We start from the raw sequence: 25127 nt of genomic DNA, 5'->3' as shown, positions 1-25127 counted from the left end.
TCTCGTGTCACGGTCAGCTCACATCTCCTGGTCCGCGGCCGCCTGGGTCGCGTCGACGACGTCCTGCGGCGAGGACTTGCCCGCGAAGAGCAGCGCGATCTCGTCGTTCATCGCCCCGCCGACCGCGGTGCCGAACGCCGTGTCGAAGTACAGCTGCACGAACGGCGAGCTGTCGCGGACCTCGAGCAGCTTGGCCAGCGCCGGGTCGGCCACCGCACCGGTCGCGGCCGGGTTCGTCGGCAGCCCCATGTTGTTCTCGGCGAAGCCGGTCTGGACCTCGTCGGAGAGCAGGTACTTCACGAAGTCGACCGCCTCGTCGGGCGCACCCTCCGACACCGCCCAGGCGTCGCCGCCGCCGAGCGCGGCCGCGGGGTCGCCCGCGCCGCCCTCGACGGCCGGGAACGGGAACCAGCCGGTCTTGTCGCCGAGGCCCTTCCCGTCGTCGGTCAGGCCCTGCATGACGCCCGGCTCCCAGTGGCCCTGCATCTCCATCGCCACCTTGCCGGTCGCCAGCAGGCCCGAGGCGGACGTCGCCCCCTCCTGCGCGGGGGTGCTCAGGAATCCCGAGTTGAACGGCTCGGTCGCGAGCAGCTCCTCGACCACGTCGCCGGCCTGCACGAAGCACTGGTCGGAGAAGTCGAGGCTGGTGACGGCGCCCTTGAGAACCTCCTCGGAGCACGACCGCAGCGCGGTGTAGTACCAGTAGTGCGCGGCCGGCCACTTGTCGCCGGCGCCCACGGAGATCGGGGTGATACCGGCGGCCTTGAGCTTGCCGATGACGTCGTACAGCTCCGACATCGTGGTCGGCGTGTCGGTGATCCCCGCCTGCTCGAACAGGGCGGTGTTGTACCAGAAGCCCACGACGCCCATCGAGAACGGCAGCGCGTAGGTCTTGCCGTCGACCTGCCAGCCGGCCATCGAGCCGCCGATCTTCGCGATCTCCTCGGCCGCGTCGTCGGAGATGTCGCGGACCAGGCCGGCCTCGACCCGGTCGGCCAGCTCGCCACCGCCGCGCTCCATGTAGACGTCCGGCACGTCGCCACTCTGGAAGCCGGCCGCCAGCTTGTCGACCATGCTCTGGTGCGCCATCGCGCTGATCTCGATGTTCACGCCGGGGTTGGCGGCCTCGTAGTCCGCGGCCACCTTCTCGTAGTAGCCCTTCCCGGGCTGGGTGTTCGAGTTGTGCCACCAGGTGATCGTGGTGTCGCCACTCTCGTTCTCCGACGGCTCGTTGCCGCCGCCGCACGCCGACGCGAGCGCCAGCGCACCGATGCAGAGCGCGGCGAGGGCCGCGCTGCGAGTCTTCGACCTCATTGGTTGCTTCCTCCGTCCCGCCCCACCGCCCGATGAGGCGCTCGTCACCCGAGAAGGTGCCACTCGAGGCCGGGAGTGTCAATCGTTGTCGATAACGTTTTCGCACTTTCGCAACAGCGGGCCAGATGACGGCCTGGAGTGGCCGCCGAACCTACGGCGCGACCGGCATGGCACCGTCGTCCCCATGCAGACCGTCACGACGCCCGTCACCGTCGCGCTCCTCCGCGGCGCGGTCGAGGTCGAGGAGACCGACCGCGGGGTGCTCCCCCACCGGCTGCCCGCCTGGGCCCGCGCCCAGCTGCCCGACCCCCAGCTGCTGATGGCCGAGAGCCAGCCGTCCGGCGTCCGCCTGGCGTTCCGGACCGCCGCGACGACGATCGAGCTGGAGGCGCTGCCCGGCAAGCGGGTGTACGCCGGAGCGCCGGCCCGCCCGGACGGCGTCTACGACCTGGTGGTCGACGGCGAGGTCGTCGGCGGCGCCTCGATCTCCGGCGGCGACGTGCTGCTGGTCGATATCATGACCGGGCGCGCCGAGCGCACCGAGGGCGAGCCGGGCCGGGTCCGGTGGGACGGCCTGGCGCCGGGCGAGAAGGACGTCGAGATCTGGCTCCCCCACGACGAGACCAGCCGGCCGATCGCGCTGCACACCGACGCGCCCGTCCTACCCGCGCCGGCGGGCGAGCGGCGCTGCTGGCTGCACCACGGCAGCTCGATCAGCCACGGCTCGATCGCCGCGAGCCCGACCGGCACCTGGCCGGCGGTCGCGGCGCGGCTCGCCGGCGTCGACCTGGTGAACCTCGGGTACGCCGGCAGCGCGGTCCTCGACCAGTGCGTCGCGCGCACGATCCGCGACACCCCCGCCGATCTCGTCACGCTCAAGGTCGGCATCAACCTGGTCAACCACGACCTGATGCGGGTGCGCGCGTTCGGCTCGGCCGTGCACGGCTTCCTCGACACCATCCGCGACGGCCACCCGGACACGCCCCTGGTGGTCGTGTCGCCCGTGTGGTGCGGGATCCACGAGGAGACGCCAGGACCGGCCGCGCCGGACCTGAGCGCGTGGGCCGAGGGCAGGGTGCGGTTCGTCGCAGCCGGCGACCCGGCCGAGGTCGCCACCGGCAGGCTGACGCTGCGGACGATCCGCGCCGAGCTGGCCCGGGTCGTCGAGCAGCGCGCCGACCCGAGCCTGTCCTACCTCGACGGCCTCACGCTGTACGACGCCGACGACGCGGTCGAGCACCCGCTGCCCGACGACCTGCACCCCGACGCCGCCACCCACCGGCTGATCGGCGAGCGGTTCGCCGCGGCCATCCTCGGCTAGCCGACCGAGCGGTCGCCGGTCCAGAACCGCGCGCGCAGCGCCTTCTTGTCCGGCTTGCCGAGCCCGGTCAGCGGCAGCGACTCGGCCACGATCACCTGCTTGGGCGCCTGCACGGAGCCCTTGCGCTCCTTGACCAGCTCCTGGATCTCCGCGGTCATCGTGGCGATCGCCTGCTCGTCGCGCGGCGCGTCCGAGCGCAGCACGACGATGGCGGTCACGGCCTCGCCGAACTTCTCGTGCGGCGTACCGATCACGCCGACCTGGGCCACCGCGGGGTGCTCCGCGACGACGTCCTCGACCTCGCGCGGGAACACGTTGAAGCCGCCGGTGACGATCATGTCCTTGGTGCGGTCGACGATGTACCAGAAGCCGTCCTCGTCCTCGCGGGCCACGTCACCGGTGTGCATCCAGCCGCCGCGGAAGGTCTCGTCGGTCTCGTCGGGCAGGTTCCAGTAGCCGCCGGCCAGCAGCGGGCCGGCCACGCAGATCTCGCCAGGCTCCCCGACCGGCACCGGCCTGCCGTCCTCGTCGAGCAGCGCCGTGCGGATGAACGCCGACGGGCGGCCGCACGACGCGAGCCGGCGGTCGTCGCCGCCGACGTGGTCCTCCCTGGCGAAGTAGGTGATCGCCATCGGGGCCTCGGACTGCCCGTAGTACTGGGCGAAGATCGGGCCGAACCGGTCGATCGCCTCCCTCAGGCGCAGGGGGTTGATCGCGGACGCGCCGTAGTAGACGGTCTCCAGCGACGACAGGTCGCGGGTGTGCGAGTCCGGGTGGTCCATCAGCGCGTAGAGCATCGACGGGACCAGCATGGTCGCCTGGATCCGCTGCTCCTCGATGGTCCGGAGCACCTCGCCCGGGTCGAACTTCGCCAGCACGTAGAGGCAGCCGCCCTTGAGCACGGTCGGCACGAAGAACGCCGCGCCCGCGTGCGACAGCGGGGTGCACATGAGGAAGCGCGGCGACTCCGGCCACTCCCACTCGGCCATCTGGATCTGGGTCATCGTGTTCATCTGCCGCGACAGCCCGATCACGCCCTTGGGCCTGCCGGTGGTGCCGCCGGTGTAGGTGATCGACACGATGTGGTCGGGGTCGAGCGTGACCGCCTCGAGGGGCAGCGGGTCGAACGACGCGGCCGCCGCGACCAGGTCGCGCCCGACGTGGCCGAGCTCCTCGGGCACCGGCCCGATGGTCAGCACCCTCTCCAGCTTCGGGCACCTCTCGAGCAGGCCGAGCGCGCGCTCGACGAACATCGGCACCGGGTCGATGGTGAGGCTGGTGATCTCGGCGTCGTTGATGACGTACGCGTGGTCGTCGAGGGAGCCGAGCGGGTGCAGGGAGGTACGCCGGTGACCCTGCGTCTGCCCGGCACCGAGGATGAAGAGCACCTCCGGACGGTTCAGGGCGAGCAGCGCGCCCGCCGTACCCCGGCCGGCGCCGAGCGCCTCGAACGCCTGGACGTACTGGCTCATCCGCTCCGCGGCCTGGCCGCCGGTGATGGTCGTGTCACCGAGGTGCATCACCGGTTGGTGGCGGTGCCGCTTGAGCGCGGACACCATGAGGTGGCCGTTGTGGGTCCCGAGGCGCATGTCGTCCGTCATGATCCGAGACTAGAACGTGTTCTACGGCTACGCCAAGAGCTCCGCGACCGAGCGGATCTCCGCGGCGGACCGGCAGCTGAGCAGCAGCGTGGTCACGCCGGTCTCCTCCCACTGCGCGACCCGCTCCCTCACCTCGCCCGCGGTGCCGATGATGTGCATGTCGTCGACGAGCTCGTCGGGGATCAGCGCGGTGGCGCGGTCCTTCTCGCCGCCCAGGTAGAGCCTCTGGACCTCGGCGGCGAGGTCCGCGTAGCCCATCCGGACGAAGACCTGGTTGTGGAAGTTCGCCTCCTTCGCGCCCATGCCGCCCATGTAGAGCGACACGAACGGCCGCATCGCGTCGAGCACCGCGGCCTTCTCCTCCGCGCTGCTCACGACCTGGAGGTGGCAGGTCGCGGCGATCTCGAAGTCCGCACGCCCCTTCAAATGGGTACCGGGCCGGGCGTCGCGGCGGGCGAAGCCCTCGTCGAGCCAGGGCCGGTACATGCCGGCCGACCTCGGCGTGTAGAAGATCGGGATCCAGCCGTCGGCGATCTCGGCGGTCTGGGCGACGTTCTTCGGGCCCTCGGCGCCGAGCCAGATCGGCACGTCGGCGCGCAGCGGGTGCACGATCGGCTTGAGCGGCTTGCCGAGCCCGACGGAGTTCTCGCCGCGGAACGGCAGCGGGTGGTGCGGGCCCTCGTTGGTCACCGGCGCCTCGCGGGCGAGCACCTGGCGGATGATGTCGACGACCTCGCGGGTGCGCGCCAGCGGCCTGCCGAACGGCTGGCCGTACCAGCCCTCGACCACCTGCGGGCCGCTCACGCCCATGCCGAGGATGACCCGGCCGCCCGTGAGGTGGTCGAGCGTGAGGACGTGCATCGCGATGGAGGTCGGCGCGCGGCCGGACATCTGCACGATCGACGTGCCGAGCCTGATCCGCGTGGTGTCGCGGCCCCACCAGGCCAGCGGCGTGAACGCGTCGCTCCCCCACGCCTCGGCGGTGAAGATCGCGTCGAAGCCGGCGTCCTCGGCCGCGGCCACCAGCTCACCGACGCCCTGCGGAGGCTGCGCGCCCCAGTAGCCGAGCTGCAGTCCGAGCTTCATGGCGGTCACTCCTCCGGGTCACATGGCGGTCACTGAGCTTGTCGAAGTGTAGAACGTGTTCTAATTTTGCCCCATGACGCGAACACTGTCAGCACCGGTCACCGTAGCGTTCGACTACACCCGCTCGACGGGACCGGTCGTCGGGCGCTTCCTCACCGGCCTGCGCGACGGCACGGTCGTCGGCGGCCGTACGTCGGACGGCCGGGTCGTCGTCCCGCCGCCGGAGTTCGATCCGGTCACCCATGAGCCGGTGACGGAGTTCGTGGAGGTGGCACCGACCGGCACCGTCACGTCCTGGACCTGGGTGCCGGAGCCGGTCAAGGACCAGCCCTTCGACCGCCCGTTCGCGTTCGTGCTCGTGCGGCTCGACGGCGCGGACGTCCCGATGCTGCACGCGCTGGACGTCTCCTCACCCGACCAGGTGTCGACCGGGATGCGCGTGCGGGTGCGCTGGGCCGGGGAGCGGGTCGGCGCGATCACCGACATCGCGTGCTTCGAGCCCGCGACCGACGGCGGTGGTTTCGAGACAGGCGCTGGCGCGCCTTCCTCAACCACCGATGTCACCGGCGTGGTCGTCCCGGTCTCCCTGGACTACCTCTACGCGGCCAGCCCCGAAGAGTCGGCGTTCTACCGCGGGCTCAACGAGGGCCGCATCGTCGGCCAGCGCTGCCCCACGTGCCGGAAGGTCTACGTCCCGCCGCGCAGCGCCTGCCCGGCCGACGGCACTCCGACGGCCGAGGAGGTCGAGGTCTCCCAGACCGGCACCATCACGACGTTCTGCATCGTCAACGTGCCGTTCCTGGGCCAGAAGATCGCCCCGCCGTACGTCTCGGCCTATGTGCTGCTCGACGGCGCCGACATCGCGGTGCTGCACCTGATCCTCGGCGTACCGGCCGCGGAGGTGCGGATGGGCATGCGGGTCAAGGCGGTCTGGAAGCCGCGGGAGGAGTGGACGTACTCGCTGGAGAACATCGACCACTTCGAGCCGACCGGCGATCCCGATGCGGACTACGACACCTACCAGCACCACCTCTGACCGGGAACTGGGGAGCGTTGAGATGAGAGACGTTGCGGTCGTCGGGTTCGCCCAGCGACAGATGGCGGAGTTCGACGGGTCGCCGACCTGCGTGGAGCTGCTGGTCCCGCTGTTCGCCGAGTGCTACGAGCAGACCGGCTGGACCCGTAGGGACGTCGGGTTCTGGTGCTCGGGGTCCTCGGACTACCTGGCCGGGCGGTCGTTCTCGTTCGTGCAGGCGGTCGACGCGATCGGCGTGATCCCGCCGGTCAACGAGTCCCACGTGGAGATGGACCTCGCGTGGGCGATGTACGAGGCCTGGATCAAGATCCAGACCGGCGAGGTCGACACCGCGCTGGTCTACGCCTTCGGCAAGTCCTCGGCCGGCGTGCTGCGCCGGTCGCTCGCGCTCCAGCTCGAGCCGTACACGATGACGCCGCTGTGGCCCGACACCGTGTCGCTGGCCGCGCTGCAGGCGCGGGTCGGCATCGACGCCGGCGTCTGGGACGAGGCCGCGATGGCCGAGGTCGCCAACCGATCGCTGACCGACGCGGAGAAGAACGAGTACTCGATCCGCAAGGGCGGCTCCTCGGTCGAGGAGCTGCTGGCCCGGCCGATGTACGCCGACCCGCTGCGCAAGCACGACTGCTCCCCCGTCACCGACGGCGCGGCCGCCCTTGTGCTCGCCGCGGACGACAGGGCCCGCGAGGTGCGCGATCGTCCCGCGTGGATCAGCGGCCTGTCGCACTCCATCGACCCGATGAGCCTGGGCACCCGCGACCTGACCCGGGCGCCGTCGGCGGCCCGGGCGGCGGCGGACCTCGACCTGGTGGGGGTGGAGGTGGCCGAGCTGCACGCGCCGTTCAGCCACCAGGAGCTGATCCTGCGGCGCGAGCTCGGCCTCGCCGACGACGTCCGCGTCAACCCGTCGGGCGGCGCGCTCACCGGCAACCCGATGTTCTCCGGCGGCGGCATCCGCGTCGGCGAGGCGGCCTCGCGGATCTGGTCCGGCGAGGTGACCAGGGCCGTGGGCCACGCGACCTCCGGCCCCGCCCTGCAACAGAACCTCCTGTGCACCCTGGAAGGACGCTCCTGATGGCCAAGCAGCCCGCCGCCGTGGTCGGCGTGGGTCAGACCCACCACCGGGCCAAGCGCGAGGACGTCTCGATGGCCGGTCTGTGCCGCGAGGCGATCGACCGCGCGCTGGCCGACGCGAACCTGTCCTTCGATGACATCGACGCCGTCGTCGTCGGCAAGGCGCCCGACCTGTTCGAGGGCGTGATGATGCCCGAGCTGTTCCTGGCCGAGGCGCTGGGCGCGGCCGGCAAGCCGCTGCTGCGCGTGCACACCGCCGGCTCCGTCGGCGGCTCGACCGCGATCGTCGCGTCCTCACTCGTGCAGGCCGGCGTGCACAAGCGGGTGCTCACCGTCGCCTACGAGAAGCAGTCGGAGTCCAACGCGATGTGGGCGCTCTCGGTGCCGCTGCCGTTCAACATGCCGGTGCACGCCGGCGCCGGCGGCTACTTCGCTCCCCATGTCCGGTCCTACATCCGGCGCTCCGAGGCGCCGACGCACGTCGGCGCGATCGTCGCGGCCAAGGACCGGCAGAACGCGCTGAAGAACCCCTACGCGCACCTGAGGAACCCGGACACCACCGTCGAGTCGGTGCTGGCCTCGCAGATGCTGTGGGACCCGATCCGGTACGACGAGACCTGCCCGTCCTCCGACGGCGCCTGCGCCCTGGTGATCGTCGACGAGGACACCGCCGCCGCCTCGCCGAACCCGGCGTGGATCCACGGCACGGTGATGCGCTCGGAGGCCACCACGGCGGCCGAGCGCGACCAGGTGAACCCGCAGGCGTCCCGCGACGCCGCGGCCGCGCTGTGGAGGCAGGCCGGCATCACCAACCCGCTCGAGGAGATCGACGCGGCCGAGATCTACGTGCCGTTCTCCTGGTTCGAGCCGATGTGGCTCGAGTCGCTCGGCTTCGCCGAGGAGAACGGCGGCGGCTGGCGGCTCACCGAGTCCGGCGCCACCGCCATGGAGGGCCGGCTCCCGGTCAACTGCTCGGGCGGCGTACTCTCCTCCAACCCGATCGGCGCCTCGGGCATGCTCCGCTTCGGCGAGGCCGCGCTGCAGGTCCGCGGCGCCGCCGGCGAGCACCAGGTCGACGGCGCCCGCCGCGCCCTCGGCCACGCGTACGGCGGCGGCTCGCAGTTCTTCGCGATGTGGGTCGTGGGCGCGGAGAAGCCGTCGAACTAGGCGTCGCGTCGCGGGTCGTCCGCCTCTGGCAGGTGTATACGCCGCCCTCAGGCGGACGACCGGCTAGATTCGGTGGATGGCCGAGCTGATCCGCACCAACGACGTCGCGCTGATCGCCGTCGTCGAGGCACTGCTCAACGGTGACGACATCCCGTGCCACGTCGCGGACCGGCACACCGCCGTCCTCGAGGGCTCGCTGCGCTTCCTCCAGATGCGGGTGCTGGTGCCCGACGACCGGATCGAGGAGGCGCGCGAGCTGCTGCGGGACGCGGACCTGGGCGAGTGGGTGAAGTAGTCTCCGGACATGGGCGAGCTGATCGCGTTCCCGAGCCCCGACCGTGCATCTGTGCCCGAGCCGGAGCCGGAGCCGCTGTGGCGCGAGGCGGCCGGACGCGAGCTCCGCGAGGAGCGGCAGTCCGTCGGGCGCACGCTCGCCGACGTGGCCGGGCAGGCCGGGGTGTCGACGCAGTACCTCTCCGAGGTCGAGCGCGGCCTCAAGGAGCCCAGCTCTGAGGTGCTCGGCGCCGTGGCTGGCGCGCTCGGCCTCCGGCTGGTCGACCTGACCGGCCGGGTCAGCGAGCGGCTGGCCCGGATCCCAGGCCCGGTCTGCCTGGCCTCGTAGCCAGCTGGTCGGTCCGCGACCGGACGGAGCGCCTCCACCCGGACTTCTCCTGGAATCCCCGCCGCCCCTCAGTAGCCCGGAAACACCCGCCGCAGGTCGTCGAGGGACACCGTGCCCTCGACGGCGACGCCCTCGGCGTACGGCTCCCTGAGCCGGCCGTTGAGCAGCCGGATGAACGCCTCCGGCGCGCCCCGGAACGTCGCGGAGGGCGAGCCGACGCCGCCGACGACCGCGACGCCGGTGTCGATGACCAGGCCGGCGCCGGGCACCGCGACCGTGGCCGGCTCGGGCAGCTCGCCGGGCTTGGCGGAGAAGCCGAGCAGGAAGCCCAGTGGGCCGCGGAACAGCTCGACGAGGAGGTCGGCGGAGTCCGGGTGCACCTCCGCGGACGGGTCGAGGCCGACCCGCACGTCCCACGAGTGGTTGGCGACCTCGTTGAGCCGCATCCCGAGCGCGACCACGAGCGGCACCGGCTCGGGCAGGAACCCCAGGTCCACGGTCGACGAGGAGCGCTGCTCCGGCGTCAGCGCCTCCACCGTCTCGACGTACGCCGTGTCGTGCTCGACGAAGCCGGCCGCCTGGTCGACCGGGCTGGCGGCGTCCCACCGGGCCCAGATCGCCTGGTTGTCCGTGGGCTCGGCGTCCTCCCCCGCCGCCCGGGCGATCGGCGCCCGGCCGATCTCGGCGCCGCTGCCGAGGTGCGAGAGCACCTGGGCGATCGTCCACTCCGACGCGCCGCTCGGCGCCTCGAGGGACTCGTCGGGGAGGTTCGGCAGCAGCGCGACGAGGACGTCGTGCTCGGTCCGGAGAGCTGTGATCGTGCGGTCCACCAGTTCGCTCATGTGAGCCGCAACCGATCGGCCCGGCCCGTTCATTCCACCGGCGCCTTTCTGCTGTCCAGTACGCCGTCGGCCAGCCCGTACGCCACGGCGTCCTCAGCGGCCAGGATCAGGTCGCGGTCGGTGTCCTCGCGCAGCCTCTCGACCGACTGCCCGGTGTGCCGGGCCAGGATCTGCTCCATCTCCGCCCGCAGCCGCACGATCTCCTTGGCGTGCAGGGCGAGGTCGGGCAGCGTGCCCTGGCCGCCCCCGGACGGCTGGTGCAGCACGACCCGCGCGTGCGGCAGCACCATCCGGCTGCCCGGCGTACCGCTCGCGAGGAGGACGGCTGCGCCCGAGGCCGCCTGCCCGACACACGTGGTGCCGACCGGCGAGCGGACGTACTGCATCGTGTCGTAGATCGCGAGCATCGCGGTGACCGAGCCGCCGGGCGAGTTGAGGTAGAGGTTGATCGGCGTCTCCGGGCTCTCCGACTCCAGGTGCAGGAGCTGGGCGATGACGACGTTGGCGACGCCGTCGTCGATCTCGGTGCCGACGTAGACGATCCGGTCGGTGAGCAGCCGGCTGTAGATGTCGACCGCCCGCTCGCCGCGCACGGTCCTCTCGACGACGGAGGGGATGGCGTAGGTGCTCACCGGACCCCTCCGAACGTCGCGCTCGGGCGAGCCGGAGTCACCGCGGCGACGTCGGTGAGCACCTGGTCGACGAACCCGTACTCCCGCGCCTCCTCGGCGGTGAACCACCGGTCGCGCAGCGAGTCCCGCTCGACCCGCTCGCGTGGCTGGCCGGTGTGCTCGGCGATCAGGTCGAGCAGCACGTTCTTCACGTGCTCGAGGTTCTCGGCCTGGATCTCGATGTCGATCGCCGACCCGCCGATCCCGGCCGAGCCCTGGTGCATGAGGATCCGCGAGTGCGGCAGCGCGAAGCGCTTGCCCGGAGTGCCGGCGGAGAGCAGGAACTGCCCCATGCTCGCCGCGAGGCCCATCGCGAGCGTGCTGACGTCGTTCGGGATCAGCCGCATGGTGTCGTAGATGGCGAGGCCGGCGCTGACCGATCCTCCTGGCGAGTTGAGGTAGAGGCTGATGTCGCGGTGCGGGTCCTCGGCCGAGAGGAGCAGCAGCTCGGCGCAGACCTTGTTGGCGATCACGTCGTCGACCTCCTGGCCGAGGACGATGATCCGCTGGTGCAGGAGGCGGTCGGCCGCGGACAGGCCGGCGAGCGCAGGTGTCTGGGTCATGTCTCCAGCGTCGACGGCGCGGGTACGCCGTTCCAGCGAATCCGCCGGCAGCGGATCCGCCCTCAGCGGAGGGACCCCGCTCCGACCGCCGTGCCCGGTGGGCGAGGTCCGTGAGCCGAGCCTGGATAGGGTCGTGTGGTGATCGAGCTCCGCACTCCCCACCAGATCGAACAGATGCGTCCCGCCGGACGCTTCGTCGCCGACGTCGTCGCCGCCCTCGAGGAGAAGGCCGACGTCGGCGTGAACCTGCTCGAGCTCGACGAGCTCGCCCACGCGATGATCCGCCAGCGCGGCGCCGCGTCCTGCTACATCGACTACCACCCGTCGTTCGGCGCCTCGCCGTTCGGCAAGGTGCTCTGCACGTCGGTGAACGACGCCGTGCTGCACGGCCTCCCCCACGACTACGCGCTCCAGGACGGCGACCTGCTCAGCGTCGACTTCGCGGCGAACGTCGACGGCTGGGTCGCCGACTCCGCGCTCAGCGTCGTGGTCGGCACGCCGCGCCAGGAGGATCTCGACCTCATCGGGCTCACCGGCAGGGCGCTGGCGGCCGGCATCGAGCAGGCGCGCCCGGGCAACCGGCTCGGCGACATCTCCGCCGCGATCGGCGAGGTCGCGCGCGGCGCCGGGCTCGGCGTCAACCTCCAGTTCGGCGGGCACGGCGTCGGCCGCACCATGCACGGCGAGCCGCACGTGCCGAACGACGGCCGGGCCGGCCGCGGTCTGAAGCTGCGACCGGGCCTGGTGATCGCGATCGAGCCGTGGTTCCTGCACACGACCGACGAGATCTACACCGACGCGGACGGGTGGACGCTGCGGAGCAAGGACGGCTCGCGCGGCGCGCACATGGAGCACACCGTGGCCATCACCGCGGACGGCCCGCTGGTTCTCACCGAGCGCGTGTCTACGCGTACCTGACCGGCAGGTCCTTGAGCCCGTTGACCCACGAGTGCCGCAGCCGCGCCGGCTCGGCGAGCTTGGCGATGTCGGGCGCGTGGTCGGCCAGCGCGTTGAAGATCACCCGGATCTCCTGACGCGCCAGGTTGGCGCCCAGGCAGTAGTGGGCGCCGTGGCCGCCGAAGCCGAGCTGCGGGTTCGGGTCGCGCAGGACGTCGAAGGTGAAGGGGTCCTCGAAGACCTCCTCGTCGAAGTTCGCGCTCGCGTAGAACAGCGCGGCCCGCTCACCCTTCTTGAACCGCACGCCGCCGATCTCGACGTCGTGGAGCGCCGTACGCTGGAAGACCGTCACCGGCGTCGCCCAGCGGACCACCTCGTCGACCATGGTCGCCGGCCGGTCGCGCTTCCAGATCTCCCACTGCTCGGGGTGGTCGAGGAAGGCGTTCATGCCGTGCGAGATCGCGTTGCGCGTGGTCTCGTTGCCGGCCACCGCGAGCAGGATCACGAAGTAGCCGAACTCGTCGTCGCTGAGGCCGCGCTCGCCCTTGTGGGCGTTGATCAGCTTGGTGATCAGGTCGTCGCGCGGGTTGGCCTGCCGGTCGGCGGCGAGCATCATGGCGTAGCCGAGGATCTCGGCGGCCGCGACGTCGTTGTTGCCGGCGTAGTCGGGGTCCTCCCCCGCCAGCATCTGGTTCGACCAGTCGAAGAGCTTGTGCCGGTCCTCCTGGGGAACGCCGATCAGGTCGGCGATCGCCTGCAGCGGCAGCTCGGCGGCCACCTCCTCCACGAAGTTGCCGGTGCCGCGGCCGACGGCCGCCTGCACGATCTCGTTGCCGCGCCGGACCATGGTCTCCTCGAGCTCCGCGATCGACCGGGGCGTGAAGCCGCGGGAGATGATCGCGCGGGTCTGCGTGTGCTCCGGCGGGTCCTGGTTGATCAGGATGACGCGCTGGAGCTCGATCTGCTCGCGGAGCATCTCGCCGGGGAACCGGATGATCGCGCCGTTCTCGTACGTCGACCAGTTCTTGCTGTCCTTGGAGATCGCCGAGACGTCCTCATGTCGCGTGATCGCGTAGTAGCCGGCCTGGCCCTCGGGGGCGAAGCCGGTCGTCCACGCCGGCTCCTGGCCGACCCACATGATCGGCGAGCTCTGGCGCGCCGCGCGGAACTGCTCATGCGGGATCGCCGCCTGGTTCACGTCGGGGTCGGTGAAGTCGAATCCCTCGGGCAGGGCGGTAGCGGTCACGGGAGCTCCCTCTGCTGGCTCGTCGTCATAGTGGAACACGTTCTAGCAACGGAGGATACCTACCGGCGGTACGCAGGGGAAGCCGCCGCCCGCCGAGTCGCCGCCCCGAGGTTGTCCGCAATCAGAACATGTTCTAGTTTTCTCCCATGGGCACTCCGGTCATCGTCGACGCCGTCCGCACTCCCCTCGGCAGGCGCGGGGGCTGGCTCGCCGGCGTGCACCCCGCCGTCCTCATCGGCCATGCCATGCGCGAGCTCCTCGCCCGCTCGGACGTCGAGTCCGACCTGGTCGACCAGGTCGTCGCCGGCTGCGTGACCCAGGCTGGCGAGCAGTCCAACGCGATGGTGCGGCGCGCCTGGCTGCACGCCGGCCTCGCCCGGCACACGGGCGGCACCATGGTCGACGCCCAGTGCGGCTCGGGCCAGCAGGCCGCGCACCTGGTCAACGACATGATCGCCGCCGGCACCATCGACGTCGGCATCGCGGCCGGCGTCGAGGCGATGTCGCGCATCCCTCTCGGCGCGAACGTCCCGCAGGGCACGGGCGACCCCCGCCCCGACGACTGGTCGATCGACCTGCCCAACCAGTTCGAGGCCGCCGACCGGATCGCCCGCAACCGCGGCCTCGCCCGCCCCGACCTCGAGGCGTTCGGCCTCGCCTCCCAGCAGAAGGCCCGGGTCGCGGTCGACGAGGGCCGTTTCAAGCGCGAGATCGCGGCGATCGAGGCCCCGGTGCTCGGCGAGGACGGTACGCCGACCGCCGAGACCCGCCTCGTCGACACCGACCAGGGGCTCCGCGACACCACCCTCGAGGGCCTGGCCGCGCTCAAGCCGGTGCTGCCCGACGGCCTGCACACCGCCGGCACGTCGTCGCAGATCAGCGACGGCGCCTCCGCCGTACTCCTCATGGACGAGGACCGGGCGCGCGCCCTGGGTCTCACCCCGCGGGCCCGGATCGTGACGCACTGCCTGGTCGGCTCCGACCCCTACTACCACCTCGACGGCCCGATCGAGGCGACCCGGAAGGTGCTCGACCGCACCGGGATGTCGATCGGCGACGTCGATCTGTTCGAGGTCAACGAGGCGTTCGCGTCGGTGGTGCTCTCCTGGGCCGACCAGCACGGCGTGGACCTGGACCTGGTGAACGTCAACGGCGGCGCCATCGCGCTCGGCCACCCGGTCGGCTCCACCGGCACCCGGCTGATCACCACCGCGCTCCACGAGCTCGAGCGCCGCGACGCCTCGACCGCGCTGATCTCGATGTGCGCGGGCGGCGCCATGGCGACCGGGACGGTCATCGAGCGCATCTGATCCGTCGAGCGGTCAGGCGCCGTACACCGGCTCCGGCGTGGGGGCGGCGGCGAGGAGCTCCCGCAGGGCGGGGCCGACCTCGGCCGCCTCCCACCGGCGGCCGAGGTCGCGGGCCGGGCCGTGCGCCCAGCCGGTCTCCACGGTGATCGTCGACCCGTCGATCTCGATCACCCGTCCGGTGACGTCGCCGGCCTCCTCGGAGGCGAGCCAGGCGACGATCGGCGAGTTGTCCTCGGGCAGCGCCATCGCCGAGGTGTCGAAGGCGCCCTCCGTCATCCGGGTCCGGGCGACCGGGGCGATCGCGTTGACGGCGACGCCGTAGCGGCCCATCTCCTGGGCGGCCACGAGGGTGAGGCCGGCGATGCCCGCCTTGGCCGCGGAGTACGTCGCCTGCCCGAGCGAGCCCTGGAGGCCGGCACCGGACGAGGTGTTGACGACGCGGGCGGCGCGCTGGCGGCCCGCCTTGGCCTCGGCGCGCCAGTAGGCGCCGGCGTGCCGGAGCGGCGCGAAGTGGCCCTTGAGATGCACCCGGACGACCGCGTCCCACTCCTCCTCGGAGGTGTTGACCAGCATCCGGTCGCGCACGAAGCCGGCGTTGTTCACCAGGATGTCGAGGCCGCCGAACGTCTCGATCGCCTGCCGCACCATGGCCTCCGCCCGGGCGAAGTCGGCGACGTCGGCGGTGTTCACCACCGCGCGGCCACCCAGGGCCTCGATCTCGGCGACCACCGACTCGGCCGGGGTCTCCGCCGGGTCCTCTGCTCGATTCTTCTGGCCGGCCAACGAGACGCCGTAGTCGTTCACCACCACGGCCGCGCCGTGCCGGGCGAGCTCCAGCGCGTGCGCCCGGCCGATGCCGCGGCCGGCGCCGGTGACGATCGCGACGCGGCCCTCGAGCAGCTTGGTCATGAGAGTCCCTTCGAGACGATCAGGAAGGCGGGCGGCTCGCCCCCACCGTGGCAGGCGACGGTCGCCCCGGAGACGTACGACGCCAGGTCGCTGGCCAGGAACGCGGCGACGTTCCCGACCTCCTCGGGTCGCGCCATCCGGCCGAGCGGGATGGTCCGCTCGATCGCGGCCACCGAGGCGTCGTCCCCGTAGTGGTCGTCGGTCTGCTCGGTCCGGCACAGCCCCACGTCGATGGAGTTCACGCGCACCTTGGGCGCCCACTCCATCGCCAGCGACGCGGTCAGCGAGTCCAGGCCGGCCTTGGCGGCGCCGTACGCCGCGATGGTCGGCGCCGGGCGGCTCGCCGAGACCGAGGAGATGTTGACGATCGCGCCGCCGGCCTCCTGCTGCTGCATGACCGCGTTCGCGGCCTGCGCGCACGCCAGCGGCGCGAGCAGGTTGAGGCCCACGATCCTCTCGTGGAACCGCGCCGACGCCGTCGCGGCGTCGGCCGCGGGCGCTCCCCCGGCGTTGTTGACCAGCACGTCGAGCCGGTCGAGCGAGGAGACCAGCGCCTGCACGGCGTCGGCGTCGCGGACGTCGCAGACCCGGTGCGTGGTGCCGGGGACGGGCTCCGCCTCCGAGCGCGAGCACGTCACCACGTCGGCCCCGGCCGCCAGCAGGGCGCGCGTGATGCCGAGGCCGATCCCCCGGGCGCCGCCCGTGACGAGCGCGACCCGGCCGGTGAGGTCCACGGCGAGCGTCATGCTGGTAGTCTACCAAGCAAGCGTTAGGTTGTGAGGATCCCCGGTCGACCGGGGATTCCGACACGGGAAGGCTGCGCCATGGGCATCTCCTCCGAGCTCCGCGCCGACGGGATCCGGGTGGTGACGATGGACCATCCGCCGGTCAACGCGCTCACCGTCCAGGGGTGGTACGACGTGGCGTCGGCTCTCGACCAGGCCGCGACCGACTTCGACACCAAGGTCGTCGTGCTGCGGGCCGAGGGCCGCGGCTTCAACGCGGGCGTCGACATCAAGGAGATGCAGCACACCGCCGGCTTCGAGGCGCTGATCGGCGCCAACAGGGGCTGCTTCGCGGCGTTCAAGGCGGTCTACGAGTGCGCCGTGCCGGTCGTCGCGGCGGTCCACGGCTTCTGCCTCGGCGGCGGGGTCGGGCTGGTCGGCAACGCGGACTGCGTGGTCGCGAGCGACGACGCCTACTTCGGCGTACCCGAGGTCGACCAGGGCGCGCTCGGCGCGGCCACGCACATGGCCCGACTGGTGCCGCAGCACCTGATGCGCACCCTCTACTTCACCGCGCGCACCATCAAGGCGACCGAGCTCGTGCGGTTCGGCAGCGTGCTCGAGGTGGTCCCCCGCGACCGGCTCGACGACGCGGCGCTGGAGGTGGCCGGTGAGATCGCCGCCAAGGACACCCGGGTGATCCGGGCCGCCAAGGAGGCGCTCAACGGCATCGACCCGATCGACGTGAACAAGAGCTACCGCTTCGAGCAGGGGTTCACCTTCGAGCTGAACCTCGCCGGGGTGAGCGACGAGCTGCGCGATCACTTCGCGGGAACGGAGAAGTCGAAGAAGTGAGCAAGGGACCACGCGACAAGCAGATGTCGATCGACGAGGTCGTCGGCGAGCTGCAGGACGGGATGACCATCGGCATCGGCGGCTGGGGCCCGCGCCGCAAGCCGATGGCGCTGGTCCGCGGCATCCTCCGCAGCGACCTGAAGGACCTGACCATCGTCAGCTGGGGCGGCGCCGACGTCGGCCTGCTCGCCCGCGCCGGCAGGATCCGCAAGCTGGTCTTCGCGTTCGTCAGCCTCGACTCGGTGCCGCTCGAGCCCAACTTCGCGAAGGCCCGCCAGGAGGGCACCATCCCCGAGCTGGTCGAGCTCGACGAGGGCATGTTCCAGACCGGCCTGCGCGCCGCCGCCCAGCGGCTGCCGTTCCTGCCGATGCGCGCCGGCCTCGGCTCCGACGTGCTCGTCAACCAGCCGTGGATCAAGACGGTCACCAGCCCCTACGACGACGGCGAGGAGCTCGTGGCGGTGCCCGCACTCCACCTCGACGCCGCCCTGGTCCACCTCAACCGCGCCGACCGGCACGGCAACGCGTCCTACCTCGGCCCGGACCCCTACTTCGACGACCTCTTCTGCATGGCCGCCGACCGCGCCTACGTCTCCTGCGAGGAGGTCGTCGACACGGCCGGCCTCACCGTCGACACCCCGGTCCAGCGCCTGCTGCTCAACCGGATGATGGTCAGCGGCGTGGTCGAGACCCCGAACGGCGCGCACTTCACCACCTGCACGCCCGACTACGAGCGCGACGAGAGGTTCCAGCGGGCGTACGCCGCCGCGGCGTCCGGCAGCGACGAGGACTGGGCGGCGTTCCACGACCGATTCCTGGCCGGCGACGAGGCGGCCTACCAGGCCGCGGTGCAGGCGTTCGGGGAGGAGCAGGCATGAGCGACGCCACGAGGGCAGACGTGTGCGCCGCCGCGATCGCGGACGCGTTCCGCGACGACGGCGAGGTCTTCGCCAGCCCGATGGGGCTGCTGCCGATGCTCGGCGTCCGGCTGGCCAAGCTGACGAGCAACCCCGACCTGGTGATCTCCGACGGCGAGTCGCTCTTCCTCGCCGGCGTCCCGCCGATCCACTCGAAGTCCGAGGTGGTCGAGGGGTGGATCCCGTTCCGCAGGGTCTTCGACGTGGTCGCCTACGGCAAGCGGCACGTGATGATGGGCGCGACCCAGGTCGACCGGCACGGCAACCAGAACATCTCCGCCATCGGCGACTGGCGCCGGCCCACGCGGCAGCTGCTCGGCAGCCGCGGCGCCCCGGGCAACACGGTCAACAACCGCACGTCGTACTGGGTCCCGAGGCACTCACCCCGCGTCTTCGTCGAGCGCGTCGACGTCGTGTCCGGCGTCGGCCCGAGGCTGGCGAAGGAGGCGGGGCCGGCCGCGGCGCGCTACCACGACATCCACCGGATCGTCAGCAACCTCGGGGTCTTCGACGTCCGGGGCGCCGATGACACGGTGCGGCTGCTGAGCGTGCACCCCGGGGTGAGCGTCGACGAGGTCCGCGCGGCGACCGGCTTCGAGCTGCCGGTCGAGGACGACGTACCGACCACGCGCGAGCCCACCACGGAGGAGCTGATCCTCATCCGCGAGGTGCTCGACCCGAAGGGGCTCCGGTTCAAGGAGGTGCCGGCCGAATGATTGAGCAGCTGCTCCGCACGCCGTTCACGGACCTGGTCGGCGTGCGTCACCCGGTCGTGCAGACCGGCATGGGGTGGGTGTCCGGGCCGCGGCTGGTCAGCGGCACCGCCAACGCCGGCGGCCTCGGCATCCTGGCCAGCGCCACCATGGCCTTCGCCGAGCTCGAGCAGGCGATCGTCGAGGTCAAGGCACGCACCGACCAGCCGTTCGGGGTGAACCTCCGGGCCGACGCCGCCGACGCGGCCGACCGGTGCCGGCTGCTGATCGACCACGGCGTCAAGGTCGCGTCCTTCGCCCTCGCGCCGAAGCCCGAGCTGATCGCGAAGCTCAAGGAGCACGGCATCGTGGTGATGCCGTCGATCGGTGCGGCCAGGCACGCGGTCAAGGTCGCGTCGTGGGGCGCGGACGCCGTCATGGTCCAGGGCGGCGAGGGCGGCGGCCACACCGGCCCGGTGCCGACCACGCTGCTGCTGCCGACCGTGCTGGATGGCCTGAGAAGCGTGCAGAGCGACATCCCCGTCGTGGCGGCCGGCGGCTTCTTCGACGGCCGCGGGCTCGCCGCGGCGCTCTCGTACGGCGCCGCAGGGATCGGCATGGGCACCCGGTTCCTGCTGACCCAGGACTCGGCCGTGCCCGACGCGGTCAAGCGGCTCTACCTCGAGCGCGGGCTGACCGACACCGTCGTCACCGCCAAGGTCGACGGGATGCCGCACCGGATGCTGCGCACCGAGCTGGTCGCGGAGCTCGAGGAGACCGGCGTGCTCAGGCGGCTCGGCCCGACGATGCGACGCACCCGTGAGTTCAAGAGGGACTCGGGGATGTCGTGGGCCGCGCTGCTCAGGGACGGCCGGGAGATGAGGCGGGCGCAGGGCCGCACGCTGGGCCAGATGGCGCTCGCGGCGAACACGCCGATGATGCTCAAGGCCGGGCTGGTCGAGGGCGACACCTCCGCCGGCGTGCTCGCCAGCGGTCAGGTCGTCGGCGTGATCGACGACCTGCCGACCTGCGAGGAGCTCATCGACCGCGTGGTCATCCGCGCCGCCGACGAGCTGCGCCGTGCCTCGGCGTACGTCGTCTAGCTAGAGCGAGCGCTGGTAGGCGAACGCCCGGGCGAGGATCTGGTAGCCGAGCGCCCGGTTGACGCCGATCATGTGGTCGTTGGACTCGGCGTTCCAGGTGTCGATCGTCTCGAGCTGCGGCTGCGCCTCGGCGAGCCAGCGCACCATGTCGGCCTTGAGCAGCACGCCGAGCCGGTGCCCGCGGTGCGCCCGCGCCACCGCGGTGTCGTGCTGGTGGCCGATCCGCGGCCGCAGCCCCTCCACGGCGACGACGGTGTGGCCGGCCAGCTCGCCGGTCCCCCGGTGCCGCGCGTAGATCCGGTGGAGCACGTGGCCCAGCCCCGCCTGCGCCGACTCGTAGGCGGCGATCCGCTCGGGCGGGAAGACCTCGTCCTCCAGGTCCAGGTCGTCGAGCGGGGCGTCGTTGATCGACTCGGTCAGCCGCGTGAGCGCGGGCAGCTCGGCCTCGGGCGTCGCGCCGACCCGGCGGACCAGCTCGTAGCCGGCGGCCGCGGCGAGCGCCTCGGCATGCAGCCGGTCGACCTCGGCCCGGTCGACCTTCGCGAGGTGCTGGCGCCGGTTGACCGTGACCTGCCTGCGCTCGAACCCGTGCCTCGCGGCGAACGCCTGCGGGCCGGGCAGATCCCAGCTGTCCATGCCCACCGACGTCTTGCCGTCGCGTCGCGCCCGCTCCACCAGGTGCTCGACGACCGCCGAGCCGTGCCCTCGCCGCCGGTGGTCGGGATGCACGTCGACGCCGAGCCAGGCGACGTGCCGGTTGTCAAACGTCGACGTCTCGTACGTCGCCGTGGCGACGTCGGTCCCGTCGACAGTGACCAGGAAGTGGTCGGCGGGCTCGCCGTCCCAGCCGTGGCGGATGCTCAGCGCGAGCGCGTCGGCGCGGTGCTCGTGCGACCACGGCTGCTCGGCGAGGCGCACGGCCTCCAGCACGGCCGCCGAGCGGCGTACCGCATCGGCGTCGTCCCATGTCACCTGCCGGATGTCCATGGTTCCCGAGGATGACTCCATCGCGGCCGGAGCGCATCCGAGTTTCCGGCGTTGGACGGGGCGCGCGACAATGGCCGGGTGAGCGAGCAGCAGGCGGGTCAGCGGCCCAGGAAGCGGCCCCGGCACCTGATGGACCCCGACAACCCGCGCCGCGAGACCATCCGGCGCCGGGACTCCGGTCCGATGCACCTCGAGCCCGTGCAGAAGTGGGTGCTCTCGGCCCTCGCCTTCACCACGATCATCCACCTCTCGGTCGGCCTGGTGATCGCGGCCGCCTACGTCGACGACAGCCGGACGGACGCGCAGGTCGGCCTCAACGTGATCGCGGCCGCCTTCGGCGTGATCGCGATCGCCGCGTTCCGCGCGATCCACCGCAAGCCGCTCGCGTCGCCCTGGCTGCTCCTCGGCGTCGTCCCCGGCATCGTCGGGCTGTTCGTCGTCCTCTGAGTGCACCTACCGGGGGACGGATCAGAGCCGCTCGATGATGGTGACGTTGGCCTGGCCGCCGCCCTCGCACATCGTCTGCAGGCCGTAGCGGCCGCCGGTGCGCTCGAGCTCGTTCAGCAGCGTGGCCATCAGCCGGGTGCCGGTGGCGCCGATCGGATGGCCGAGCGCGATGCCGCCGCCGTTGACGTTGACCCGCTCGTGCGGCGCGCCGGTCTCGCGCATCCACGCGAGCACGACCGAGGCGAACGCCTCGTTGCACTCGAACAGGTCGATCTCCTCGATCGTCAGGCCGCTCCGGTCGAGCGCGTGCCTGGTCGCCCGGATCGGTCCGGTGAGCATCCAGACCGGGTCGTCGCCGCGCACCGACAGGTGATGGATCCGCGCCCGTGGCGTCAGCCCGTGGTCGCGTACGGCGGTCTCGCTGGCGATCAGCAGCGCGCTCGACGCGTCGCAGATCTGCGCGGCGACCGCCGCGGTGATCCGGCCCCCCGGCGCCAGCGGCTCCAGGGAGGCCATCTTCTCCAGCGAGGTCTCGCGCGGGCACTGGTCGGTGTCGAAACTCGGCCCGTCCCCGAGGGGCACCGGCTCGATCTCGCCCTCGAACCGCCCCTCGGCGATCGCGGTCCGCGCCCGCTCGTGCGAGGCGAGCGCGAACTCCTCCATCTCCTCGCGCGAGAGGTCCCACCTCTCCGCGATCATCTCAGCCGAGCGGAACTGGCTGACCTCCTGGTCGCCGTACCTCGCCTGCCAGCCGGGCGACTCGGCAAACGGCGTGGAGAAGCCGTACTGCCGGCCGACCAGCATCGCGGCGGAGATCGGGATCGCGCTCATGTTCTGCACGCCGCCCGCGATCACCAGGTCCTGGGTGCCGGAGAGCACCCCCTGGGCCGCGAAGTGCACCGCCTGCTGGGAGGAGCCGCACTGCCGGTCGATGGTCACGCCGGGCACATGGTCGGGCAGCCCGGCCACCAGCCACGCGGTGCGGGCGACGTCGCCGGCCTGGGAGCCGATGGTGTCGCAGCAGCCGAGGATCACGTCGTCGACGGCACCCGGGTCGACGCCGGTGCGGCGTACCAGCGCGGAGAGCGTGTGCGCCGCGAGGTCGGCGGAGTGCACGCCGGCGAGGGCGCCGCCGCGCCTGCCCACCGGGGTGCGGACCGCGTCGACGATGAATGCCTCAGCCACGTCGAACCCCTTCCAGCAGGATGGACAGGTACTGCCTCGCGATCTCGGTGTGGGTGCGTCGGCCGCCCGGGCGGTACCAGGAGACGGCGACCCAGACGGTGTCGCGGATGAACCGGTAGGTGAGCTCCAGGTCGAGGTCGTCGCGGAGTACGCCGGCGTCGACGCCGTTGCGGAGCAGGGTCAGCCAGACCTCGCGGGACTGCCGGTTGCGGTCGCCGAGGTAGGCGAACCGGTCGAAGGTGAGCAGGTAGGCGGCCTCGTTCTGGAAGATCGCCACCTCGTCGCGGTGTTTGTCGATCGCGTCGAAGGAGACGAGCACGGCCTGCTCGAGCTTCGCCAGCGGGTCGAGGTCGCCGGCCAGGATGGCGTCGTACTGCCCGAAGAGCTCCTCCTGGAAGGTCCGCAGGATCTCGTCGACCATCGACTCCTTGGAGTCGAAGTGGTGGTAGAGGCTGCCCGACAGGATCCCGGCCGCGTCGGCGATGTCGCGCACGGTGGTGTTCTTGAAGCCCTTCTCGGCGAACAGCCCGGCCGCGATCTCGAGCAGCTCGTCTCTCCTAGGCATGCTGGCTGCTCACCGAGACGACCTCGCCGGTCAGGTACGACGAGTAGTCGCTGGCGAGGAACACCATCACGTTCGCGACCTCCCACGGCTCCGCCGCCCGCTTGAACGCCTCGCGGCTCGTCAGCTCCTCGAGCAGCTCGTCGGAGGTGACCTTGGCGAGGAACGGGTGCATCGCCAGGCTCGGCGAGACCGCGTTGACGCGGATGCCGTGTGGCGCCAGGTCCATCGCCGCGCTGCGGGTCAGCGCCATCACGCCCGCCTTCGCGGCGGCGTAGTGCGCCTGTCCCTCCTGCGCCCGCCAGCCGATCACCGAGGCGTTGTTGACGATCACGCCCCTCGTGCCTGCGGCGACCATCCGCCGCCCGGCGGCGCGGATGCAGCGGAACGTGCCGGTGAGCGTGATGTCGAGGACGCGTCCCCACTGGTCGTCGGTCATGTCGAGGATGCTGGCGGTGCCGCCGAGGCCGGCGTTGTTGACCATCACGTCCACCCCGCCGAGCTCGTCGGCGGCGTCGAGCAGCGCGGCGACCTGCGCCTCGTCGGTGACGTCGCAGACCAGGGCACGCACCCGCTCGGCACCGAACTCCTCGCCCAGCGCCGCCTCGGCCTCCGCGAGCCGGCGCTCGTGGGTGTCGCCGAGGACCACCGCCTGCGCGCCCTCCTCGAGCGCGCGGCGTACGACGGCGGCGCCGATGCCCGCGCCGGCGGCTGCCGTCACGACGACGACCTTGCCCTTCAGCAGGTCATGTCCCGGGACGTACTCAGGAGCGGTGGTCATCCGCGTACCTCTCTGTGTTCGTTGCTCCCCTTCGGTTCGCGAGGTAGGCCGAGCACCCGCTCGGCGAGGATGTTGCGCTGCACCTCGTCGCTGCCGCCGTAGATCGTGTCGGCGCGCGAGAAGAGGAAGAGCCGCTGCCAGCGGCCGAGGTCGTAGCCGTCCGCGGTCCCGGTCGTCAGGCCGGCCGGGCCGAGGACGTCCATGGCGACCTCGCCGAGCCGCTGGTGCCAGTTCGCCCAGACCAGCTTGAAGATCGAGTCCCCACCGGGCGCGTCGGACGACAGACCGCGCAGGGCCTGGGAGCGCAGCACGTCCAGCTCGACCTTGAGCTGCGCGAGTCGGTCGCGGAGGACGGGGTCGTCGATCGCGCCGTTCTCCCCGGCGAGGTCCACGACGCCGGACAGCTCGCGGGCGAAGCCGACCACCTGGGCGAGCACCGAGACGCCGCGCTCGAAGCCGAGCAGCGCCATCGCGACCTGCCAGCCGCCGCCGGGCTCTCCCACCACCAGGTCCGCGTCGGTCCGGGCCGCGGTGAAGAAGACCTCGTTGAACTCCGAGCCGCCGGTGAGCTGCTCGATCGGGCGGATCTCGACGCCGTCCTGGTCGAGCGGGACCAGCAGGAAGGACAGCCCCCGGTGCCGCTCGGACCCGGGCTCGGTGCGACACAGCACGAACGCCCACTGGCTGAGGTGCGCGTTGGACGTCCACACCTTCTGGCCGTCCACGACCCACTCGCCTGCGGTGGTCGAGCCGGTCGAGACCAGCCGGGCCCTGGTCTGCACGTTGGCCAGGTCGGAGCCGGCGTTCGGCTCGGAGTAGCCCTGCGCCCACAGCTCCTCGACCGCCACGATCCTCGGCAGGAACCGCGCCTTCTGGGCGTCAGTGCCGAAGGCCATCAGCGTCGGGCCGAGCAGCTCCTCGCCGAGGTGGTTGACGCGCACCGGCGCGTCCGCCCGGGCGTACTCCTCGTGGAAGATCACCTGCTGCACGAGGCTCAGCCCGCGGCCGCCGTACTCCTCCGGCCAGCCGACGCACGTCCAGCCGTGCTCGGCGAGCAGCCGGTTCCACGCGAGCCGCTCGTCGTGCGCCTCGTGGTCGCGCCCGGCGCCGCCGAGCCCGCGCAGCGCGGCCCACTCGCCGCTCAGGTGCTCCTCGAGCCAGCCCCGCACCTCGGCGCGGAGGGCCTGGTCCGCCGCGGAGTAGGTCAGGTCCAC

At 72.0% G+C, this 25127-nt stretch carries 27 protein-coding genes; 13 read left to right on the top strand and 14 right to left on the bottom strand.

Features of this window, described 5'->3' with window-relative positions:
- Positions 1–18: 18 nt before the first annotated feature.
- Complete coding sequence (locus ACYVKX_RS21360) at positions 19–1314, bottom strand: ABC transporter substrate-binding protein (RefSeq protein WP_460835711.1); 1296 nt, start codon at positions 1312–1314, stop codon at positions 19–21.
- A 184-nt stretch (positions 1315–1498) separates the two neighbouring features.
- Between ACYVKX_RS21360 and ACYVKX_RS21355 the strand changes: the two genes are divergently transcribed.
- The gene (locus ACYVKX_RS21355) at positions 1499–2635 is read left to right on the top strand and encodes a GDSL-type esterase/lipase family protein (RefSeq protein ID WP_460835710.1); all 1137 of its coding nucleotides are present in this window, start codon (positions 1499–1501) and stop codon (positions 2633–2635) included.
- On the opposite strand, the gene fadD8 is transcribed toward ACYVKX_RS21355, so the two are convergent.
- A complete protein-coding gene (gene fadD8 / locus ACYVKX_RS21350; protein WP_460835709.1) occupies positions 2632–4236 on the bottom strand; it encodes a fatty-acid--CoA ligase FadD8 in 1605 nt (534 codons plus the stop codon). The two genes, ACYVKX_RS21355 and fadD8, sit on opposite strands and share 4 nt — an antisense overlap.
- Before the next feature lie 27 nt (positions 4237–4263).
- Positions 4264–5322, bottom strand: coding sequence for an LLM class F420-dependent oxidoreductase (locus tag ACYVKX_RS21345; RefSeq protein ID WP_460835708.1), 1059 nt, complete (start codon positions 5320–5322; stop codon positions 4264–4266).
- Between the two features lie 73 nt (positions 5323–5395).
- On the opposite strand from ACYVKX_RS21345, the gene ACYVKX_RS21340 reads away from it, so the two are divergent.
- The 5 genes from ACYVKX_RS21340 (at position 5396) to ACYVKX_RS21320 (ending at position 9221) form a co-directional block, all read left to right on the top strand.
- Positions 5396–6358: a Zn-ribbon domain-containing OB-fold protein gene (locus ACYVKX_RS21340; RefSeq protein WP_460835707.1), complete on the top strand. Its 963-nt coding sequence runs from the start codon at positions 5396–5398 to the stop codon at positions 6356–6358.
- Positions 6359–6380: 22 nt separating this feature from the next.
- Complete coding sequence (locus ACYVKX_RS21335) at positions 6381–7433, top strand: thiolase domain-containing protein (RefSeq protein ID WP_460835706.1); 1053 nt, start codon at positions 6381–6383, stop codon at positions 7431–7433.
- Positions 7433–8599 (top strand): thiolase domain-containing protein, encoded by a 1167-nt coding sequence (locus tag ACYVKX_RS21330; protein ID WP_460835705.1) that lies wholly within the window; start codon positions 7433–7435, stop codon positions 8597–8599. The genes ACYVKX_RS21335 and ACYVKX_RS21330 overlap by 1 nt, the downstream gene beginning before the upstream one ends.
- 76 nt (positions 8600–8675) lie before the next feature.
- Positions 8676–8894, top strand: coding sequence for a putative signal transducing protein (locus ACYVKX_RS21325; RefSeq protein WP_460835704.1), 219 nt, complete (start codon positions 8676–8678; stop codon positions 8892–8894).
- Between the two features lie 9 nt (positions 8895–8903).
- Positions 8904–9221 (top strand): helix-turn-helix domain-containing protein, encoded by a 318-nt coding sequence (locus ACYVKX_RS21320; RefSeq protein ID WP_460835703.1) that lies wholly within the window; start codon positions 8904–8906, stop codon positions 9219–9221.
- Positions 9222–9289: 68 nt separating this feature from the next.
- Here the strand turns inward: ACYVKX_RS21320 and ACYVKX_RS21315 are convergent, their stop codons facing one another.
- Genes ACYVKX_RS21315 through ACYVKX_RS21305 form a run of 3 tightly spaced genes read right to left on the bottom strand, consistent with a single transcriptional unit; the run spans position 9290 to position 11297 of the window.
- The gene (locus ACYVKX_RS21315; protein WP_460835702.1) at positions 9290–10063 is read right to left on the bottom strand and encodes a maleylpyruvate isomerase family mycothiol-dependent enzyme; all 774 of its coding nucleotides are present in this window, start codon (positions 10061–10063) and stop codon (positions 9290–9292) included.
- A 29-nt stretch (positions 10064–10092) separates the two neighbouring features.
- Positions 10093–10695 (bottom strand): ClpP family protease, encoded by a 603-nt coding sequence (locus ACYVKX_RS21310; RefSeq protein ID WP_460835701.1) that lies wholly within the window; start codon positions 10693–10695, stop codon positions 10093–10095.
- Positions 10692–11297 (bottom strand): ClpP family protease, encoded by a 606-nt coding sequence (locus ACYVKX_RS21305; RefSeq protein ID WP_460835700.1) that lies wholly within the window; start codon positions 11295–11297, stop codon positions 10692–10694. The genes ACYVKX_RS21310 and ACYVKX_RS21305 overlap by 4 nt, the downstream gene beginning before the upstream one ends.
- A 138-nt stretch (positions 11298–11435) precedes the next feature.
- Between ACYVKX_RS21305 and map the strand changes: the two genes are divergently transcribed.
- Complete coding sequence (gene map / locus ACYVKX_RS21300) at positions 11436–12215, top strand: type I methionyl aminopeptidase (RefSeq protein WP_460835699.1); 780 nt, start codon at positions 11436–11438, stop codon at positions 12213–12215.
- On the opposite strand, the gene ACYVKX_RS21295 is transcribed toward map, so the two are convergent.
- Positions 12202–13440, bottom strand: coding sequence for a cytochrome P450 (locus tag ACYVKX_RS21295; RefSeq protein WP_460835698.1), 1239 nt, complete (start codon positions 13438–13440; stop codon positions 12202–12204). The genes map and ACYVKX_RS21295 overlap by 14 nt on opposite strands.
- 146 nt (positions 13441–13586) lie before the next feature.
- On the opposite strand from ACYVKX_RS21295, the gene ACYVKX_RS21290 reads away from it, so the two are divergent.
- Positions 13587–14750: a steroid 3-ketoacyl-CoA thiolase gene (locus ACYVKX_RS21290; RefSeq protein WP_460835697.1), complete on the top strand. Its 1164-nt coding sequence runs from the start codon at positions 13587–13589 to the stop codon at positions 14748–14750.
- A gap of 12 nt (positions 14751–14762) precedes the next feature.
- Here the strand turns inward: ACYVKX_RS21290 and ACYVKX_RS21285 are convergent, their stop codons facing one another.
- Together ACYVKX_RS21285 and ACYVKX_RS21280 are read right to left on the bottom strand one after the other, a co-directional pair.
- Positions 14763–15659 carry an SDR family oxidoreductase gene (locus ACYVKX_RS21285; protein ID WP_460835696.1) on the bottom strand — a complete coding sequence of 299 codons (897 nt, stop codon included), beginning with the start codon at positions 15657–15659 and terminating at the stop codon, positions 14763–14765.
- Complete coding sequence (locus ACYVKX_RS21280; RefSeq protein ID WP_460835695.1) at positions 15656–16405, bottom strand: SDR family oxidoreductase; 750 nt, start codon at positions 16403–16405, stop codon at positions 15656–15658. The genes ACYVKX_RS21285 and ACYVKX_RS21280 overlap by 4 nt, the downstream gene beginning before the upstream one ends.
- Before the next feature lie 78 nt (positions 16406–16483).
- Between ACYVKX_RS21280 and ACYVKX_RS21275 the strand changes: the two genes are divergently transcribed.
- The 4 genes from ACYVKX_RS21275 to ACYVKX_RS21260 are packed head-to-tail and all read left to right on the top strand — an operon-like array spanning position 16484 to position 19951.
- Entirely contained in the window at positions 16484–17239 is a 756-nt protein-coding gene (locus tag ACYVKX_RS21275) for an enoyl-CoA hydratase family protein (protein WP_460835694.1), read from the top strand.
- Positions 17236–18117, top strand: coding sequence for a CoA transferase subunit A (locus ACYVKX_RS21270; RefSeq protein WP_460835693.1), 882 nt, complete (start codon positions 17236–17238; stop codon positions 18115–18117). Before ACYVKX_RS21275 ends, ACYVKX_RS21270 begins: the two co-directional genes overlap by 4 nt.
- Entirely contained in the window at positions 18114–18872 is a 759-nt protein-coding gene (locus ACYVKX_RS21265) for a CoA-transferase subunit beta (protein WP_460835692.1), read from the top strand. Before ACYVKX_RS21270 ends, ACYVKX_RS21265 begins: the two co-directional genes overlap by 4 nt.
- On the top strand, positions 18869–19951 hold the full coding sequence (locus tag ACYVKX_RS21260; RefSeq protein WP_460835691.1) for an NAD(P)H-dependent flavin oxidoreductase: 1083 nt from the start codon (positions 18869–18871) through the stop codon (positions 19949–19951). The genes ACYVKX_RS21265 and ACYVKX_RS21260 overlap by 4 nt, the downstream gene beginning before the upstream one ends.
- Here ACYVKX_RS21260 and ACYVKX_RS21255 read toward each other — a convergent pair whose 3' ends face one another.
- Positions 19952–20938, bottom strand: coding sequence for a GNAT family N-acetyltransferase (locus ACYVKX_RS21255; RefSeq protein WP_460835690.1), 987 nt, complete (start codon positions 20936–20938; stop codon positions 19952–19954).
- Positions 20939–21016: 78 nt separating this feature from the next.
- Between ACYVKX_RS21255 and ACYVKX_RS21250 the strand changes: the two genes are divergently transcribed.
- Positions 21017–21385, top strand: coding sequence for a hypothetical protein (locus ACYVKX_RS21250; protein ID WP_460835689.1), 369 nt, complete (start codon positions 21017–21019; stop codon positions 21383–21385).
- Between the two features lie 21 nt (positions 21386–21406).
- On the opposite strand, the gene ACYVKX_RS21245 is transcribed toward ACYVKX_RS21250, so the two are convergent.
- From ACYVKX_RS21245 to ACYVKX_RS21230, 4 genes are read right to left on the bottom strand one after another with little or no spacing between them, the layout of a single operon-like run.
- Positions 21407–22570 (bottom strand): acetyl-CoA C-acetyltransferase, encoded by a 1164-nt coding sequence (locus ACYVKX_RS21245; RefSeq protein WP_460835688.1) that lies wholly within the window; start codon positions 22568–22570, stop codon positions 21407–21409.
- Complete coding sequence (locus tag ACYVKX_RS21240) at positions 22563–23135, bottom strand: TetR/AcrR family transcriptional regulator (protein WP_460835687.1); 573 nt, start codon at positions 23133–23135, stop codon at positions 22563–22565. The genes ACYVKX_RS21245 and ACYVKX_RS21240 overlap by 8 nt, the downstream gene beginning before the upstream one ends.
- Positions 23128–23913, bottom strand: a complete 786-nt coding sequence (locus ACYVKX_RS21235; protein ID WP_460835686.1) for an SDR family oxidoreductase — start codon at positions 23911–23913, stop codon at positions 23128–23130. Before ACYVKX_RS21235 ends, ACYVKX_RS21240 begins: the two co-directional genes overlap by 8 nt.
- Positions 23910–25127: an acyl-CoA dehydrogenase family protein gene (locus tag ACYVKX_RS21230; protein WP_460835685.1), complete on the bottom strand. Its 1218-nt coding sequence runs from the start codon at positions 25125–25127 to the stop codon at positions 23910–23912. The genes ACYVKX_RS21235 and ACYVKX_RS21230 overlap by 4 nt, the downstream gene beginning before the upstream one ends.

It is taken from the genome of Nocardioides hungaricus (assembly GCF_054782915.1).
Note: the sequence above shows the minus strand (reverse complement) of the source record. Positions and strands in the feature narration are given on the sequence as shown.